This window comes from Guyparkeria sp. (assembly GCF_046545975.1).
Classification (GTDB): Bacteria; Pseudomonadota; Gammaproteobacteria; order Halothiobacillales; family Halothiobacillaceae; genus Guyparkeria.
The window spans coordinates 1-14825 of sequence record NZ_JBKGYT010000047.1 but is presented as its reverse complement, the minus strand read 5'-3'; the positions used below and the strand labels follow the sequence as shown (position 1 = coordinate 14825).

Here is a 14825-nt window from a genome sequence, read left to right as displayed (position 1 = left end):
CCGGTCAGGGGGCGCGGTCCTCGGCCTCCTTGAGACGCTCGCGATCGTCGATCTTGAGCAGGTCCTGGCGCTTGAGACCCATGTCCAGGGAGACCGCCGACGCCACGTAGACGGAGGAGAAGGTGCCGATGGCGATCCCCAGCAGCAGCGTCAGCGAGAAGCCGTAGAGCGCCTCCCCACCGAAGACCAGCAGCGCCAGCGCCGTGAAGAAGGTGGTCCCGGACGTGATCACCGTGCGCGACATGGTCTGGTTGATCGAGGCGTTCATCACCTCCTGCTCGGTACCCTTGCGCATCTTCTGGAAGTTCTCGCGGATGCGGTCGAACACGACGATGGTGTCGTTGATCGAGTAGCCTGCTAGCGCGAGGAAGGCGGCCAGCACGGTCAGGTCGAAGCGCACGCCCAGCAGACTGACCAGCCCAAGCACCACGACCAGGTCGTGGGCGAGGGCCAGGATGGCCCCGCCCGCCAGCCGGACCTGGAAGCGGAAGCCGACGTACACGAGGATCCCGGCCAGCACCACGAGCAGCGCCAGGCCGCCGGCGTTGAAGAGCTCCTTGCCCACGGCCGGGCCGACGTACTCGACCCGGCGCATTTCCACGTCGTCGGATTCCGACTGCAGGGCGGTCAGCAGCTCGTCGGCCACGCGCGACTGGCTCTCGTCCGTCGGCGGCAGGCGGACCATCACCTCCTCGGAGGAACCGAAGAACTGCGCCACGGCATCCTCGAAGCCGCGCTCGTTCAAGGTGTCGCGGACCGCGTCGATGTCGGCCCCGCCGGGATAGCCCAGCTCGACCACCACCCCGCCGGTGAAGTCCAGGCCCAGGTCCAGGCCCTTGCTCAGCAGCGAGCCGGCCGCCACCAGCAGCAGGATCACGGAGAGGGCATAGCCGTAGAAGCGCTTGCCGAAGAAGTCGAATCGCGCGTCGGGCGGAAAGATGTTCATAGCGTACTCGTCTTGATTCCGTTGCGGACGGGCCGGCTCAGATGGCCAGGCCCTTGAGGCGCGCCTTGCGGCCGTAGACCAGGTTCGTCAGCGCACGCGAGAGCATGACCGCGGTGAATACCGAGGCGAGGATGCCGATCGACAGCGTGACCGCGAAGCCCTTGATCGGGCCGGTGCCGAAGGCGAACAGCGCCAACGCCGCCAGCAGCGTGGTGATGTTCGCATCCAGGATGGTGGAGAAGGCGCGCTCGTAGCCGGCCTTGATCGCCGCGTGCGGTGTCATCCCGTTGCGCAACTCCTCTCGTATGCGCTCGAAGATCAGCACGTTGGCATCCACGGCCATGCCCACCGTCAGCACGATCCCGGCAATGCCCGGCAGCGTCAGCGTGGCCTGCAGCATGGAGAGGACCGCCACGATCAGGACCAGGTTGGAGACCAGCGCCACCACCGCGATCACGCCGAAGACGCGGTAGTAGATCATCATGAAGACCGCGACCAGCACGAAACCGAGCACGGCCGCCTGCACGCCGGCCTTGATGTTGTCGGCCCCCATGCTCGGGCCCACGGTGCGTTCCTCGACGATGTCCATCGGGGCACGCAGCGCGCCGGAGCGCAGCAGCAGCGAGAGGTTGCGCGCCTCGTCGGACGAGTCGAGGCCCGTGATCTGGAAGCGGTGCGCCAGCTGGTCGCGGATGGTGGCCACGTTGATGACCTCCTCGACCAAGCGCTTCTCCTCGACCAGTTCGCCGTCGACCACTTCGCTTTCCAACCGGTTCTCGATGAAGACCACGCCCATCTGCTTGCCGATGTTGTCGCCGGTGATGTCGGCCATGCGCCGCGCGCCCTGGCTGTCGAGATCGACGAACACGGCCGGCGAACCGGAATCCTGATCGAAGCCCGATGACGCACCGGTGACGCGATCGCCGGTAACGATGACCTGGCGCTTGAGCAGCACCGGCCCACCCTCGCGACGCTCGTAGAGCTTGGCCTGGGCGGGAGCGCTGCCCGACTCGGCGGCATCTTCCCAGTCGGCCGGCGAACCGTGTACCAGGCGGAATTCGAGGGTGGCGGTCGCACCGAGGATCTCCTTGGCACGCACCGTGTCCTGGATGCCAGGCAGCTCGACGACGATGCGGCTCTCGCCCTGCTGCTGGATCAGCGGCTCGGCGACGCCGAGCTCGTTGACCCGGTTTCGCAGGGTGGTGATGTTCTGCTCGAGCGCGGCCTTGCGCTCGGTTTCGACGCCCTCCTCGGTCATGCGAGCCTGCAGGTAGGGGTCGCCATCGATCTCGGTGGTTTCGAACGACAGGTCCTCGTAGTCGTCCGCCAGGCGATCGATGCCGGCATCCCGTGCCTCGGCATCGCGGAAGCGCACGAGAATCGCCCCGTCCTCGTCCACCTCGGCCGACACGTAGCGCAATTCGGCGCCGCGCAAGTCGGAACGGATGCCGTCGATGCGACGCTCCAGCGCGGTATCGATGGCGGCGTCCATGTCCACCTGCATCAGGAAATGGACGCCGCCGCGCAGGTCGAGACCCAGGTACATCGGCAGGGCGCCTAGGTCGGTCAGCCAGGCGGGGGCAGCGGGCGCCAGGTTCAGGGCCACCGGGTAGTCGGTACCCAAGGCGGCACGGACCACGTCCACGGCCTTGAGCTGGTCGTCCGTGGACCCGAACCGGATCAGGCCGTCATCGTCGAGCAGGTCCGCCTGCTTGTACTCGATGCCGGCGGCGCGCAGGGCGCTCTTCGCCTCGGTGAGTGCCGATTGCTCCATGGCGCCGTCGCGCTTGGAGATCTGCAGGGCGGGTTCCTCGCCGAAGAAGTTCGGCAGTGCGTAGAAAAGCCCGACCAGCAAGACGACTACGACGATCAGATTCTTCCACAGTGGGTAGCGGTTCATCTTCTAGGCCTTCGCGTGAGATCCGCCCCGGGAGGGGCGTCGCCGGCCGACGTGCATCCGTGGTCGGCAGGCGGGAATGACGAAGGGCTCGCCGCGGCGAGCCCTGGATGTCGGTGGCGGAGGATCAGGCCTCGCGCGCGTCCTTGATCGTACCCTTGGGCATGACCGAGGCGATGGCGAAGCGCTGCACCACCACCGTGGTGCCGTCGGCGATCTCGAGCACGACCAGCGTGTCACCGACGCCGACGATCCGGCCCAGCAGCCCCCCCGTGGTCGCCACCTCGTCGCCCTTCTCGATCGACTCGATCAGCTTCTTGTGCTCCTTCTGCCGCTTGACCTGCGGACGAATGAGCAGGAAGTACATCACGGCGAAGATGAGCAGCAGCGGCAGAAAGGTCGCCAGCAGGCTCGGTTCACCGCCGGCTGCCCCGGACTGGGCCATGGCATCGCTGATAAAGAACATCGTGGTTGGTGCTCCCGGTTGGATTTGCAGTATTTCGAACGACTCGGGAGTATGCCACAAGCCCGGGCATTTGCATTAGGCCGCCCGCCTGTGGTTTCAGACCCCGCGAGCACGATCCGCGTAGAAGCGGGAGCGGAAGGCCTCGAAGGTGTCGGCCTCGATGGCCGCGCGCATCTCCGCCATCAGCACCTGGTAGTAGTGCAGGTTGTGGATGGTGTTCAGGCGTGCGCCGAGCACCTCGCGCGTCCGGTGCAGGTGCTTGAGGTAGGCGCGCGAGTAATGCCGGCAGGTGTAGCAGTCGCAGTCCGCGTCCGGCGGGGCGACATCACGGGTGTAGCGCGCGTTGCGCAGGCGCACGTCGCCGTAACGGGTGAACAGGTGGCCATTGCGCGCGTTGCGGGTGGGCATGACGCAGTCGAACATGTCCACGCCGCGCGCCACCGACTCCACGAGGTCCTCGGGCTTGCCCACGCCCATCAGGTAGCGCGGCCGATCGTCAGGCAGTTCGGGCAGGGTGAACTCGAGCACGGCATTGCGCTCCTCGAGCGGCTCGCCCACCGACAGCCCGCCGATCGCGTAGCCGTCGAAACCCAGCTCGATCAGCCCGGCGGCCGACTCGCGCCGCAGCGACTCGTGCATACCGCCCTGCACGATGCCGAACAGGGCCCGGTCAGAGCCCGCGGGCCTGAGCGCCTCGAACGCGGCCTTCGACCGCGCCGCCCAGCGCAGCGACAGGCGCATCGAGGCGCCGGCCTGTTCCACCGTGGCCGGGTAGGGCGTGCACTCGTCGAAGATCATCTGGATATCCGAGCCCAGCTCGTGCTGTACCTGCATGGAGGATTCCGGGGTGAGCAGCACGCGGCTGCCGTCGACCGGCGAGGCGAACCGCACTCCCTCCTCGGTGATCTTGCGCATCTGGGCCAGCGAGAAGACCTGGAAGCCGCCTGAGTCGGTCAGGATCGGCCGCTCCCAGTGCATGAAGTCATGCAGGTCCCCGTGCAGCCGGATGATCTCCGTGCCCGGACGGAGCATCAGGTGAAAGGTGTTGCCCAGGACGATCTGCGCCCCCAGCTCGGTCAGTTCCTCGGGAGTGACTGCCTTGACCGTGCCGTAGGTCCCGACCGGCATGAACGCCGGGGTCTCGATCTCGCCGCGCTCGAAACGGATCCGGCCCCGGCGCGGGCCGGTGCGGCGATCGGCCACGTCCCGCGAGAGGGTGCAGGCGTGCAGGTCGAATTTCATGCGATCAGCGTCCCCTGTGCGAGGCGGCCGCCTCGATGAACATCGCGTCCCCGAAGGAATAGAAACGGTAGCCGCGTTCGACCGCCTCGCGGTAGGCGGCCATGACGCGCTCCCGGCCCGCGAATGCCGAGACCAGCATCAGCAGCGTGGAGCGCGGCAGGTGGAAGTTGGTCAGCATGGCATCGACCACGTGCACCGGCTGGCCGGGATAGAGGAACAGCCGGGTGTCGCCCTGGTAGGGGCCGACCTCGCCCCGGGCGGCGCGGTCGGGGTGGGCACGGGCGGCCGTCTCGATGGCGCGCACGGCCGTGGTCCCGATGGCCACCACGCGTCCGCCCCGCCGGCGAGCGGCGGCGATCGCCTCGGCGGCCTGCTCCGGGACCTCGGTCCACTCGCTGTGCATCTCGTGCGCTTCGATGGTCTCGCTGCGCACCGGCTGGAAGGTGCCGGCACCCACGTGCAGCGTGACGTAGGCGATGCGCACGCCGCGGGCGGCGAGTGTCTCGAGCAGCGCCTCGGTGAGATGCAGTCCCGCGGTCGGGGCCGCCACCGCCCCCTCGCGCCGGGCGAACACGGTCTGGTAGTCCCGGCGATCACGCTCGTCGTCCGGACGCTCGATGTAGGTCGGCAACGGCATGTGCCCGTGGGCCTCCAGCCAGGCCAGCAGGCTCTCGTGGTCGCTCTCCTCGCAGAGCGCCACCTCGAACAGCGCGCCCTGGCGGTCGACCACCTCGAGGATCGCGCCGCCCTCCATCACCAGCCGCGTGCCGACGCGCGGCGAGCGGCTGCTGCGGATGTGGCACAGGGCCCGGTCGCTGTGCAGCAGTCGCTCGAGCAGGAACTCGACCTTGCCGCCGGAGGCCTTGCGGCCGAAGGCCCGCGCCGGGATCACGCGGGTATCGTTGAGGATCAGCAGGTCATCGTCGCCGATCTCCTCCGGTAGGTCCGCGATGTGCCGGTGCCGCATCCCGCCGTCGGCGGGCAGCACGAGCATGCGCGCGGATTCGCGCGGCTCGGCCGGGCGGTGCGCGATCCGTTCGCGAGGCAGGTCGTAGTCGAATGCGTCGAGCTTCATGGCCGGCGCAGTCTACCCCGGCCCGGCAGAGCAGGCCACCATTCTGCCGTCGAGACGGCCTCGGCCCGCCCGCGGCGAGGAATCGCCGGACACGACAAGGCACCGATGCCAGCGTGACTGGTCGGTCGCTTGGTCAACGATGATGGAAAGCGAACCCGGGGTGGCTTCGATGACGTACTGGAAAAGAAGGAGGGGCCGTCCTGGCCACGAACAAGAGGCTTGCCTGCCGTCAGATCCTTGCGCCTGCTCCGTGCGCTGAGTCGTAGACCCGATCCCTGGGCATTGGGCGAGAGCTCTTCCCTGAGGCGAGGGCATGATCCGTTGCCCGTCCTGTTGCTTCTTGGCTCGCCCGCGACATCCCTGCGATTTCTTGTTGTTGCCGACGATTCCCGTCGGTGTTCGTGGTGCGTCCGGCACCCGCTTCACGCATCCAGCGCCGATCGTCCTGTGCCATCCCTGGCAGCACCCGTCCCTGGGCGCTCGGCAATCCTTCGATCGGGCCCGGCTTCCCTGCCGATCGCGCCGCTGCCTCCATGGCGGTCCGCAAAAAACCCGGACTCTTCCTCGAGTTCGGTTGTTTACGGTGCGCAATCCTTAGTCAAGCGCCTGACGCGAGCCGGGCATGGCCCGGCAACCCGATCTTCGGGCAGATCCTCTGCCCGTTGCTTCCTGCGCAAGCATCCTTTCATGCCAGTCCGATCCCTCGGCCATCCTGGCCGCCGGGCTTCCTGCCCGTGTGCATCCAAGCACGGAACCTATGTTGCGCTTGTCGAGGCCAAACGTGTAGCCGAAATGGCAAAAAGTTTCGTAGGAAATGTCGCTTCGTGTTGTAGGAATTTTCCTACACGGGGCAAGGCGCCCCGCGGCGGGATCAGAAGGAGGGACGGTCGCCGTCGAACGCGCGACAGCCGTGGACGAAGAAGCGGTTCACGGCGTCGAGGAAGCCCGGGGTGTCCTCGATGTGCGGCCAGTGGCGAGCGCGCTCCAGCGTGACGATGCAGCTCTGGGGGAAATCGCGGGCGATGCGGGTCTCGTCGCCCGCCTCGATGTAGGCGGACTGCGCCCCGCGAATGAACAGCGCCGGCCCCAGATAGAAACCCGACAGCGGCGGCATGTCCGAGGTGTGCTCGTAGGCCGCCTTGAGCTCGGGCAGGTTGAAGCGCCAGCGCCAGCGACCATCCACCTGCTCGAGGTTCGCGGCGAGAAACGCCCGCACCTCCGGCTCGAAGACGTGGGCGGCCATCTGCTGACGCGCCTGCTCCCGCGATTCCAGGCGATCGAGGTCGACCGCGTCCAGCGCGGCGAACACGTCCTTGTGCCACGGCGGGTACCACTTCGGCGCGATGTCGACCACGACCAGCCGCGCCACCCGCTCCGGGTAGCGGTCGGCGAGCACCATGCCCAACTTGCCGCCGAGCGAGTGACCGACCAGGTGCGCCCGCTCGATGCCCAGCCGGTCCATGAGGGCGATGACGTCGTTCGCCATCGCCTCGTAGCCCAGTCCCGGGGCGTGCGGGGAGCGCCCGTGGTTGCGCAGGTCGACGTTGATGACACGGAAGTGCTCGCTCAGCGAGCGCGCGATGCCGCGCCAGTTGGACAGCGAGCCGAACAGGCCGTGCATGATGATCACCGGCAGGCCGCCACCTCGTTCCTCGAAGTGCAGGTCGACCGCCGCGTTGTCGTTCGTCGTCATTGAAGGTTCCCTTGAGGCAGGCGGTGTCCCGGCAAGGACGGCCGGGCCGCGTGTCTGATCGTGAGATACTACCAAAGGATCGCCCCGGCGCTCGACGGCGGGGCGGCTGACGACACACCGACCGCAATCCGCCCCGAGGGGTGTCCATGACCGAATCGCCTGCCAACTGGCCCGCTCCCGCGCTGCCCCGGGGGCGGATCTTCCCCGCCCAGCTGACGCTGGCCGCCGAGCTGCTCGAGCGGATCACCGACGGGGCACTCCCCGCCGACCGCACCCTGCAGCGCGAGCTGGCGGGCCGCCGCCGGATGGGGCGCCGCGACCGGGAACGGGTCCGCGAGCTGGTGCTGTTCGTGCTTCGCCAGCGGCGCCTGATCGACTGGCTGCTCGCCTCCGGCGACCCGCCGATGGCCGCCCGGGTGGGCATCGCCATCGCCCTGGCCGAACGGATGGACCCCGTGCTGGCCGAGACGGCCGGGCTGACCACCGAACACCTCGACCGCGTCTCGAGCGCCACGGCGCAATCCGTCGACGACCTGCCTGCCGCCGTGCGCTTCAACCTCTCCGACGAGGCGGAGGCGCGCTGGCAGCGGCTGGATCCGCCCGATCCCGGGTCCCTGGCCCATGCGCTGGACGGCCGCGCGCCGGTCGACCTGCATCTCAATCCGCGTCGCCAGGATCGCCAGGCGCTTCAGGAGGAACTGGCCGCCGCCGGCATCGAGACCCGACCGATCCCCGGCCTGCCGCATGCACTCCGCCTCGACCGGCCGGCACGCCTCACGCACCTCGACGCCTTCCGCGCCGGCGGCTTCGAGGTGCAGGACGCCGGCAGCCAGTGGGTGGTCCGGGCCACGGATGCCCGGCCCGGCGAGCGGGTGCTCGACCTCTGCGCCGGCGCCGGCGGCAAGACGCTCGGGATGCTGGACGAAACCCGTGGCCGAATCACGCTAACCGCCTGCGACCTGCACGCCGACCGGCTGGAACGACTGGCCGAGCGGGCGGCACGCCACGGGGACCGGGACCTCGACCTGCGCCCGCTGGATGCCACGGCACCGCTCCCCGATGACATCGGCCGCTTCGAGCGGGTACTGATCGACGCGCCCTGTAGCGGCTCGGGCACCTGGCGACGCCATCCCGAGCTGCGCTGGGCGCGCATCGACTGGCCCGGGCTGGCGCGCACGCAGCGGGCACTGATCGAGAACGGCGCGCGGGCGACCCGCCCCGGCGGCTTGCTGGTGTACGCCACCTGCAGCCTGTGGCGCGAAGAGAACGAGGCCATCGTTGAGGCATTCCTCGCCTCCCACCCCGACTGGCACCCGGCGCCGCCCGCCGACCTGCCCGGTGACGCGATCGAGCGGGGCATGGTCCGCCTGCGGCCCGACCGGCACGGCTGCGACGGCTTCTTCATCGCCTGCCTGCGCGCCCCGGACTGAGTCGCGACCCGGCCCGGCTGCCAAAACGCGGGATCGCTCAGGCATAATCGCCGGTACACCCGTCGCCACCGGTCCGGAGGACGCATGCAGCCCACCGCCATCACCACGTTTGTTCCACGTGCCGCCCTGCTGGCCGTCGCCCTCGGGATGACGCTTGCTGGCTGCGGCCAGAAGGGCCCGCTGTACCTGCCGGACGACGGCACGACACAGACAGAGTCCGACGCGGCCACCGACGACCAGACGCAGGAATGACCCGGAGGAACCCCGTGCCCCAGACCATGCTTCCCGCCCCGTTCTCCCGTGGCGACAACGATGACCTGATGATCGAGGGGGTCCGTGCCGCCGAGGTGGCCGAGCGCTTCGGCACGCCGACCTACGTGTATTCCCGCGCGGCGATCGAATCGGCATTCGATGCCCTGACCGGGGCCTTCGGCGACCGGGCCCATCGCATCTGCTACGCGGTCAAGGCCAACAGCAACATCGGCATCCTGGGCCTGCTCGCCCGCCTGGGTGCCGGGTTCGACATCGTCTCGATCGGCGAACTCGAGCGCGTACGGGCGGCCGGCGGCGATCCGGCGAGGGTGGTGTTCTCCGGGGTCGGCAAGTCGGCCGACGAGATCCGGCGGGCGCTGGCCGCCGGCATCGGCTGCCTGAACGTCGAATCCGAGGCCGAGATGGATCGAATCGCATCGATTGCCGCCGAAATGAACCTAACGGCGCCGATCTCCCTGCGCGTCAACCCGGACGTCGATGCCCGCACCCACCCCTACATCTCCACGGGGTTGAAGGACAACAAGTTCGGCATCGCCATCGACGAGGCCCTGCCCCTCTACGAGCGGGCCCACGCCGACCCGGCGCTGGACGTGATCGGCATCGACTGCCACATCGGCTCGCAACTGACCGACGTCTCGCCCTTTGCCGCGGCGGCGGAGCGGGTGATGAGACTCGCGCACCAGCTGGCCGAACGCGGCATCCGCCTGAAGCATCTGGACCTGGGCGGCGGTCTGGGCATCCGCTACACCGACGAGCCGCCGCCGGCGGCGGCGGACTGGATCGAGGCGATCCGCTCGGTGGTGGACGCCGACCCGCTGGGCCGCGAACTGCCGCTCTGGATCGAGCCGGGACGTTTCCTGGTCGGGCCCGCCGGGGCACTGATCACGCGGGTGGAGTACCTCAAGCCGGGCAGCCACAAGTCGTTCGCCATCGTCGACGCGGCCATGAACGACCTCATGCGCCCGGCCCTCTACGGCAGCGACATGGCGATCGTGCCGGCCGCCCGCGCCGAGGGACCGCGCTCGCAGGGCACCTGGGAGATCGTCGGCCCGATCTGCGAGACGGGCGACTTCCTCGGCCACGAGCGACCGCTGGCCCTGGCCGAGGGCGACCTGCTGGCGGTGCTGGCCGCCGGCGCCTACGGCTTTTCCATGGCCTCCAACTACAACACGCGCCCCCGGGCGGCCGAGGTGCTGGTCGACGGCGCGACCTGCCACGAGATCCGGCAGCGCGAACCCCTCGACTCCCTCTGGGCACTGGAACGCCTCCCGCCCCTGGATCGATAGCAGACATCTATCGGGTTAATGATAATTCCCAATTTCAATTACCTCGTGTAATGAAATAGAGTTATCCCTCATCGGCGCCCTCCCTCGACGAGCCCCGGGCGCCGAGCGCGAAGCGTGATTGTTTTTTCACGGATCGCCCCTATATTTTCCCTTCGGCGAGGCGCAGCGCGCGCCCCGCCCCGCTTTTTTCGTCCCTTTTCATTCACGAAACCATCAAACAATAATAAGGAGCATTGCGCATGCTGGAGAACCGCGAAGGCCAGAAGGTACCCAACGTCACCTTCCGCACCCGCCAGGACCACGACTGGGTCAACCTGACCACCGACGAGATCTTCAAGGGCAAGACCGTGGCGGTCTTCTCCCTCCCGGGCGCGTTCACGCCGACCTGCTCCTCGAGCCACGTGCCGCGCTTCAACGAACTCGCACCGGTGTTCAAGCAGCACGGCGTGGACGAGATCGTCTGCATCTCGGTCAACGACGCCTTCGTCATGAACGAGTGGGCCCAGGACCAGAACGCCGACCGCATCCGATTCCTGCCGGACGGCAACGGTGACTTCACCGAGGGCATGGGCATGCTGGTCGACAAGGACGACCTGGGCTTCGGCAAGCGCTCCTGGCGCTACTCCATGCTGGTCAAGGACGGCACCATCGAGAAGATGTTCATCGAGCCGGAAAAGCCGGGCGACCCCTACGAGGTCTCGGATGCCGACACCATGCTCGACTGGCTGGCGCCGAACGCCAAGAAGCCGCACTCGATCATGCTGTTCACCCGCAAGGGCTGCCCGTTCTGCGCCCGTGCCAAGGGCATGCTGCACGACGCGGAGCTGGAGTTCGACGAGGTCATCGTCGGCGAGGAAGTGCACCTGCGCGCCCTGCGTGCCGTGGCACAGACCGAGACCGTCCCGCAGTGCTACATCGACGGCAAGCACGTCGGCGGCAGCGAGGAAGTCGAAGCCTGGCTGAAGCAGAACGGCTACTGATCGACGGATCGAGCCGAGAGTTCACCGACCCGGGTTTCCGGGTCGGCTTTCGCCTGCCGCCACCGCTCCCGGCGTCAGGCGAAAGCCCGAGGGCATTCCCCGCCCCACGGGGCGGGCACACACCCATCATCACGTTTCAACAGCTTTCCTGGAGGCACCCATGAGTGGCAAGCATTTCGACATGATCGTGCTCGGTGGCGGTTCCGGCGGTCTCGCGGTCGCCGAGCGCGCCGCGCAGTACGGCAAGCACGTCGCCGTCGTCGAACCCACCGCGCTGGGCGGCACCTGCGTCAACGTCGGCTGCGTGCCGAAGAAGGTCATGTGGTACGCCGCCAACCTGGCCCACGACCGTGACGATGCCGCCGACTGGGGCTTCCCCGAAGCCCCCGGGGCGGTGGACTTCGCCACGCTGGCGAAAAAGCGCCGCGAGTTCATCGCCGGCATCAACCGCTTCTGGGACGGCTACGCCAACGACCTCGGCCTGACCGTGATCGAGGGCCACGGCCGGCTGGCCGGCGACAAGTCGGTGCAGGTGGGCAGCGAGACCTACACGGCCGACCACATCGTGATCTCCACCGGCGGCCGCCCGCTGGTTCCGCCGGTGCCGGGTGCCGAATACGGCATCACCTCCGACGGTTTCTTCGAGCTCGACGAGCTGCCCAAGCGCACGGCCGTGATCGGCGGCGGCTACATCGGCGTGGAGCTCGCCGGGGTGCTCCGCTCGCTGGGCAGCTACGTGACCCTGCTCGACATGCTCGACACCGTGCTCGCCCCCTTCGATCCGATGGTCCGCGAGACGGCCACCGAGAATCTCGACGCCATGGGCATCGAGCGCCACTTGCCGTTCAAGGTGGCGAAACTGGAGAAGACCGAGGCGGGCACGATCATCCACGGCGACGGCGGCGAGCAGCTCGGCCCGTTCGACCAGGTGATCTGGGCGGTCGGCCGCAAGCCGAACACCGACGACATCGGCCTGGAAAAAGCCGGCGTCGACGTAGAGAAGAACGGCATGATCCCGGTCGACGCCTACCAGAACACCAACGTCGAGGGCATCTACGCCATCGGCGACATCATCGGCAAGTACCCGCTCACCCCGGTGGCCATCGCCGCCGGGCGGAAGCTGTCCGACCGGCTGTTCGACGGACAGAAGAAGGCGAAGCTCGACTACGACACCATCCCCACGGTGGTCTTCGCCCACCCGGCGCTGGGCACCGTCGGCCTGACCGAACCGCAGGCGATCGAGCAGTTCGGCGAGGACCAGGTCACGATCTACGAGACGCGCTTCACGCCGATGCGCTACGCGCTGTCCTCCCACGGCTTCAAGACCGCGATGAAGCTGGTCTGCGTGGGCGACGAGGAACGCGTGGCCGGCCTGCACATCGTCGGCGACGGCGCGGACGAGATGCTGCAGGGCTTTGCGGTGGCCGTGAAGGCCGGCCTGACGAAGACGGACTTCGACAACACCGTGGCCATCCACCCGACCTCCTCGGAAGAGCTGGTTACCCTCAAGACCCCGCGCGACGCCTGAACGCCGGCGGGGGCAGCCCCGCCACGACGGAACTCGGCGGCCGTGACGCGGCCCAATCGCCAGCGACCATCGAACGGGATGACTGCCCGGCACGCCGGTGCCGACCTTCCCTCTACCGAGAATCGACCCATGTTTCTTGAACTGCGTCACCTCAAGACGATGCGCGCGATCGAACGGACCGGTTCGCTGGCCCAGGCCGCCGAACAGTTGCACCTGACCCAGTCCGCCCTGTCCCACCAGATCCGGGCGCTGGAGTCCTACTACGAGACGTCGCTGTTCTCGCGCAGCTCGCGACCCATGCGGCCCACCGAGGCCGGGCGTCGACTGCTCGCCGCCGCCGACACCATCCTGCCGGAGATCGAGCGCCTGGACCGCGACCTGCGCCAGATCGCCGGGGGGGCGACCGGCCGGCTGTTCCTCGCGCTGGAGTGTCACTCCTGCTTCACCTGGCTGATCCCGACGCTGGAACGCTACCGGTCCGAGTGGCCGTCGATCGAGACGGACCTGTCGCTGTCCTACAGCTTCGACGCCATCGACGCGCTGCGCCGCGGCCAGCTCGACGGGGTGGTCAGCTCCGACCCGGTCGACGACCCCGACCTGCACTTCGAGCCGCTGTTCCGGTACCCGGTCGTCCTGGCGGTCGCTCCGGACCATCCCCTGGCCGGCGTGGAGCGCGTCCGGCCGGAGATGCTGGCCGACCAGACCATCATCAGCTACCCGGTCGAGCGCGCCCGCCTCGACCTCTTCCAGCACTTCCTCGACCCGGCCGGCGTGGAACCCGCCGGCCAGCGCAGCTCCGAGCTCACCGCCATGATCGCCCAGTGGGTGGCCAGCGGGCACGGCGTGGCCGCCCTGCCCAAGTGGGCGATCGCCGAGGAACTCGAGCGGGGCATCATCAAGGCCCGCCCGCTGGGAGACGGGCTCTCCGGCACCATGCACCTGGCCGTGCGGCGGGACGAGCACCAGCTCGCCTACATGGATGCCTTCCTGCGACTGGCTCGCGAACGGGCCGCCACGCTGCTCGACGACGTCTCGATCGCCCGCCCCGGGCGCTGAGGCTCGACCCGCCGACCGGCCGGCTCAATCCGCTTCCGAGCTGTACGAGGGCCGCCCGACGGGCAGCGCCTCGACTTCCCCGGCGAAGCGGTACCCCTGCGCCAGCTCGATCGCCAGGCCGCGCACCAGTTCGAGCTGGGAGTCGGTCTCGATGTTGTGGGCGATCACCGCCACGCCCAGGGTCTCGGCGATCGTCAGCAGGCCGTCGATGAACGCGCGATCGCGCTGGCTGACCTTGTGGTCGCAGAGCCACTCGGCCTCGATCTTGATGAAGTCGAACGCGAAGCGCCGCAGGTAGCTGAACGTCTCGGGCCCGGGCATTGGTATGGCACTGCAGGCACTGGGCGTTGGCCACCAGTGGGCGGTCGTAGCGGACGAGGTCCTGGTCGGTTCGCACGTGGGTCTCGCGGGTATCGAATGCCGCCATCGCCGTGTCGTCCGGCGCCGGCTGCTCGATCCGGCCGAACAGCTGATCGACCTGCGATCCGCGGTAGACGTTGATGACCGCGCCCGAATCGTCCTGTCGGTTCAGCGAATCGAGGAACTCGTTGAGCTGCTCGCGCGTCCAGCCCTGGCGCATGATCTGGTACATGGCGTTGAAGGTCCCGTCCGCCAGCACCTTGGCGTTCTGGACCCCGGCGCGCTGCACCGTCTGGGTGAACACGGCCTCGGTGGCCAGGTAGACCGCCAGCGTGACCGCCACCGACACCAGCAGCGCCGCGACCACCATCAGGCTGCGCAGGGATCGCGACCAGCCCGCCACGCGCGAGCCAACCCTCGGCCGCCCTGCCGTTCAGAGAACCCCTGCCCTTCATGCAACTCCTCCCTGGACCTGTCCCGGGGCCGTGGCGGCCAGCGCCGGCCCGGCCGTCCACCCGCTGGATCGGGAAAACCGCCGCCCGGCCGGGGGAGCGATCGGGGTTTCCCTTCGTGTGGACCCCTCGTTCTTGTTT

Annotated in this window: 13 protein-coding genes; 6 read left to right on the top strand and 7 right to left on the bottom strand. The window is 68.5% G+C overall.

Features of this window, described 5'->3' with window-relative positions; genetic code table 11:
• Positions 1 to 4: 4 nt before the first annotated feature.
• The 6 genes from secF to ACLFMY_RS05915 all read right to left on the bottom strand — a co-directional run bounded on the left by secF (position 5) and on the right by ACLFMY_RS05915 (position 7319).
• Positions 5 to 946, bottom strand: coding sequence for a protein translocase subunit SecF (gene secF / locus ACLFMY_RS05940; RefSeq protein WP_410763680.1), 942 nt, complete (start codon positions 944 to 946; stop codon positions 5 to 7).
• A gap of 37 nt (positions 947 to 983) precedes the next feature.
• Complete coding sequence (gene secD, locus ACLFMY_RS05935; RefSeq protein WP_410763678.1) at positions 984 to 2846, bottom strand: protein translocase subunit SecD; 1863 nt, start codon at positions 2844 to 2846, stop codon at positions 984 to 986.
• Between the two features lie 124 nt (positions 2847 to 2970).
• On the bottom strand, positions 2971 to 3309 hold the full coding sequence (gene yajC / locus ACLFMY_RS05930) for a preprotein translocase subunit YajC (RefSeq protein ID WP_410763676.1): 339 nt from the start codon (positions 3307 to 3309) through the stop codon (positions 2971 to 2973).
• A 96-nt stretch (positions 3310 to 3405) separates the two neighbouring features.
• Positions 3406 to 4551 (bottom strand): tRNA guanosine(34) transglycosylase Tgt, encoded by a 1146-nt coding sequence (tgt, locus tag ACLFMY_RS05925; RefSeq protein ID WP_410763675.1) that lies wholly within the window; start codon positions 4549 to 4551, stop codon positions 3406 to 3408.
• Positions 4552 to 4555: 4 nt separating this feature from the next.
• Positions 4556 to 5626, bottom strand: coding sequence for a tRNA preQ1(34) S-adenosylmethionine ribosyltransferase-isomerase QueA (gene queA, locus ACLFMY_RS05920; RefSeq protein WP_410763672.1), 1071 nt, complete (start codon positions 5624 to 5626; stop codon positions 4556 to 4558).
• Between the two features lie 871 nt (positions 5627 to 6497).
• Positions 6498 to 7319, bottom strand: coding sequence for an alpha/beta fold hydrolase (locus ACLFMY_RS05915; RefSeq protein ID WP_410763671.1), 822 nt, complete (start codon positions 7317 to 7319; stop codon positions 6498 to 6500).
• A 146-nt stretch (positions 7320 to 7465) separates the two neighbouring features.
• Between ACLFMY_RS05915 and ACLFMY_RS05910 the strand changes: the two genes are divergently transcribed.
• The 6 genes from ACLFMY_RS05910 to ACLFMY_RS05885 all read left to right on the top strand — a co-directional run bounded on the left by ACLFMY_RS05910 (position 7466) and on the right by ACLFMY_RS05885 (position 13872).
• Positions 7466 to 8749 (top strand): RsmB/NOP family class I SAM-dependent RNA methyltransferase, encoded by a 1284-nt coding sequence (locus ACLFMY_RS05910; protein ID WP_410763669.1) that lies wholly within the window; start codon positions 7466 to 7468, stop codon positions 8747 to 8749.
• Positions 8750 to 8833: 84 nt separating this feature from the next.
• Positions 8834 to 9001, top strand: coding sequence for an LPS translocon maturation chaperone LptM (lptM, locus tag ACLFMY_RS05905; RefSeq protein ID WP_410763668.1), 168 nt, complete (start codon positions 8834 to 8836; stop codon positions 8999 to 9001).
• A 26-nt stretch (positions 9002 to 9027) separates the two neighbouring features.
• A complete protein-coding gene (gene lysA, locus ACLFMY_RS05900) occupies positions 9028 to 10308 on the top strand; it encodes a diaminopimelate decarboxylase (RefSeq protein WP_410763682.1) in 1281 nt (426 codons plus the stop codon).
• A gap of 239 nt (positions 10309 to 10547) precedes the next feature.
• Entirely contained in the window at positions 10548 to 11288 is a 741-nt protein-coding gene (locus ACLFMY_RS05895) for a glutathione peroxidase (RefSeq protein ID WP_410763667.1), read from the top strand.
• A gap of 160 nt (positions 11289 to 11448) precedes the next feature.
• Positions 11449 to 12816, top strand: coding sequence for a glutathione-disulfide reductase (gene gorA / locus ACLFMY_RS05890; RefSeq protein ID WP_410763666.1), 1368 nt, complete (start codon positions 11449 to 11451; stop codon positions 12814 to 12816).
• A 129-nt stretch (positions 12817 to 12945) separates the two neighbouring features.
• On the top strand, positions 12946 to 13872 hold the full coding sequence (locus ACLFMY_RS05885; RefSeq protein ID WP_410763664.1) for a LysR family transcriptional regulator: 927 nt from the start codon (positions 12946 to 12948) through the stop codon (positions 13870 to 13872).
• Between the two features lie 24 nt (positions 13873 to 13896).
• Here ACLFMY_RS05885 and ACLFMY_RS05880 read toward each other — a convergent pair whose 3' ends face one another.
• On the bottom strand, positions 13897 to 14193 hold the full coding sequence (locus tag ACLFMY_RS05880) for an EAL domain-containing protein (RefSeq protein WP_410763663.1): 297 nt from the start codon (positions 14191 to 14193) through the stop codon (positions 13897 to 13899).
• Positions 14194 to 14825 lie beyond the last annotated feature (632 nt).

Coding starts and splice junctions, on each gene's coding strand:
- secF (WP_410763680.1), bottom strand. CDS start 946: ATGAACATCTTTCCGCCCGACGCGCGATTCGACTTCTTCGGCAAGCGC.
- secD (WP_410763678.1), bottom strand. CDS start 2,846: ATGAACCGCTACCCACTGTGGAAGAATCTGATCGTCGTAGTCGTCTTG.
- yajC (WP_410763676.1), bottom strand. CDS start 3,309: ATGTTCTTTATCAGCGATGCCATGGCCCAGTCCGGGGCAGCCGGCGGT.
- tgt (WP_410763675.1), bottom strand. CDS start 4,551: ATGAAATTCGACCTGCACGCCTGCACCCTCTCGCGGGACGTGGCCGAT.
- queA (WP_410763672.1), bottom strand. CDS start 5,626: ATGAAGCTCGACGCATTCGACTACGACCTGCCTCGCGAACGGATCGCG.
- ACLFMY_RS05915 (WP_410763671.1), bottom strand. CDS start 7,319: ATGACGACGAACGACAACGCGGCGGTCGACCTGCACTTCGAGGAACGA.
- ACLFMY_RS05910 (WP_410763669.1), top strand. CDS start 7,466: ATGACCGAATCGCCTGCCAACTGGCCCGCTCCCGCGCTGCCCCGGGGG.
- lptM (WP_410763668.1), top strand. CDS start 8,834: ATGCAGCCCACCGCCATCACCACGTTTGTTCCACGTGCCGCCCTGCTG.
- lysA (WP_410763682.1), top strand. CDS start 9,028: ATGCTTCCCGCCCCGTTCTCCCGTGGCGACAACGATGACCTGATGATC.
- ACLFMY_RS05895 (WP_410763667.1), top strand. CDS start 10,548: ATGCTGGAGAACCGCGAAGGCCAGAAGGTACCCAACGTCACCTTCCGC.
- gorA (WP_410763666.1), top strand. CDS start 11,449: ATGAGTGGCAAGCATTTCGACATGATCGTGCTCGGTGGCGGTTCCGGC.
- ACLFMY_RS05885 (WP_410763664.1), top strand. CDS start 12,946: ATGTTTCTTGAACTGCGTCACCTCAAGACGATGCGCGCGATCGAACGG.
- ACLFMY_RS05880 (WP_410763663.1), bottom strand. CDS start 14,193: ATGCCCGGGCCCGAGACGTTCAGCTACCTGCGGCGCTTCGCGTTCGAC.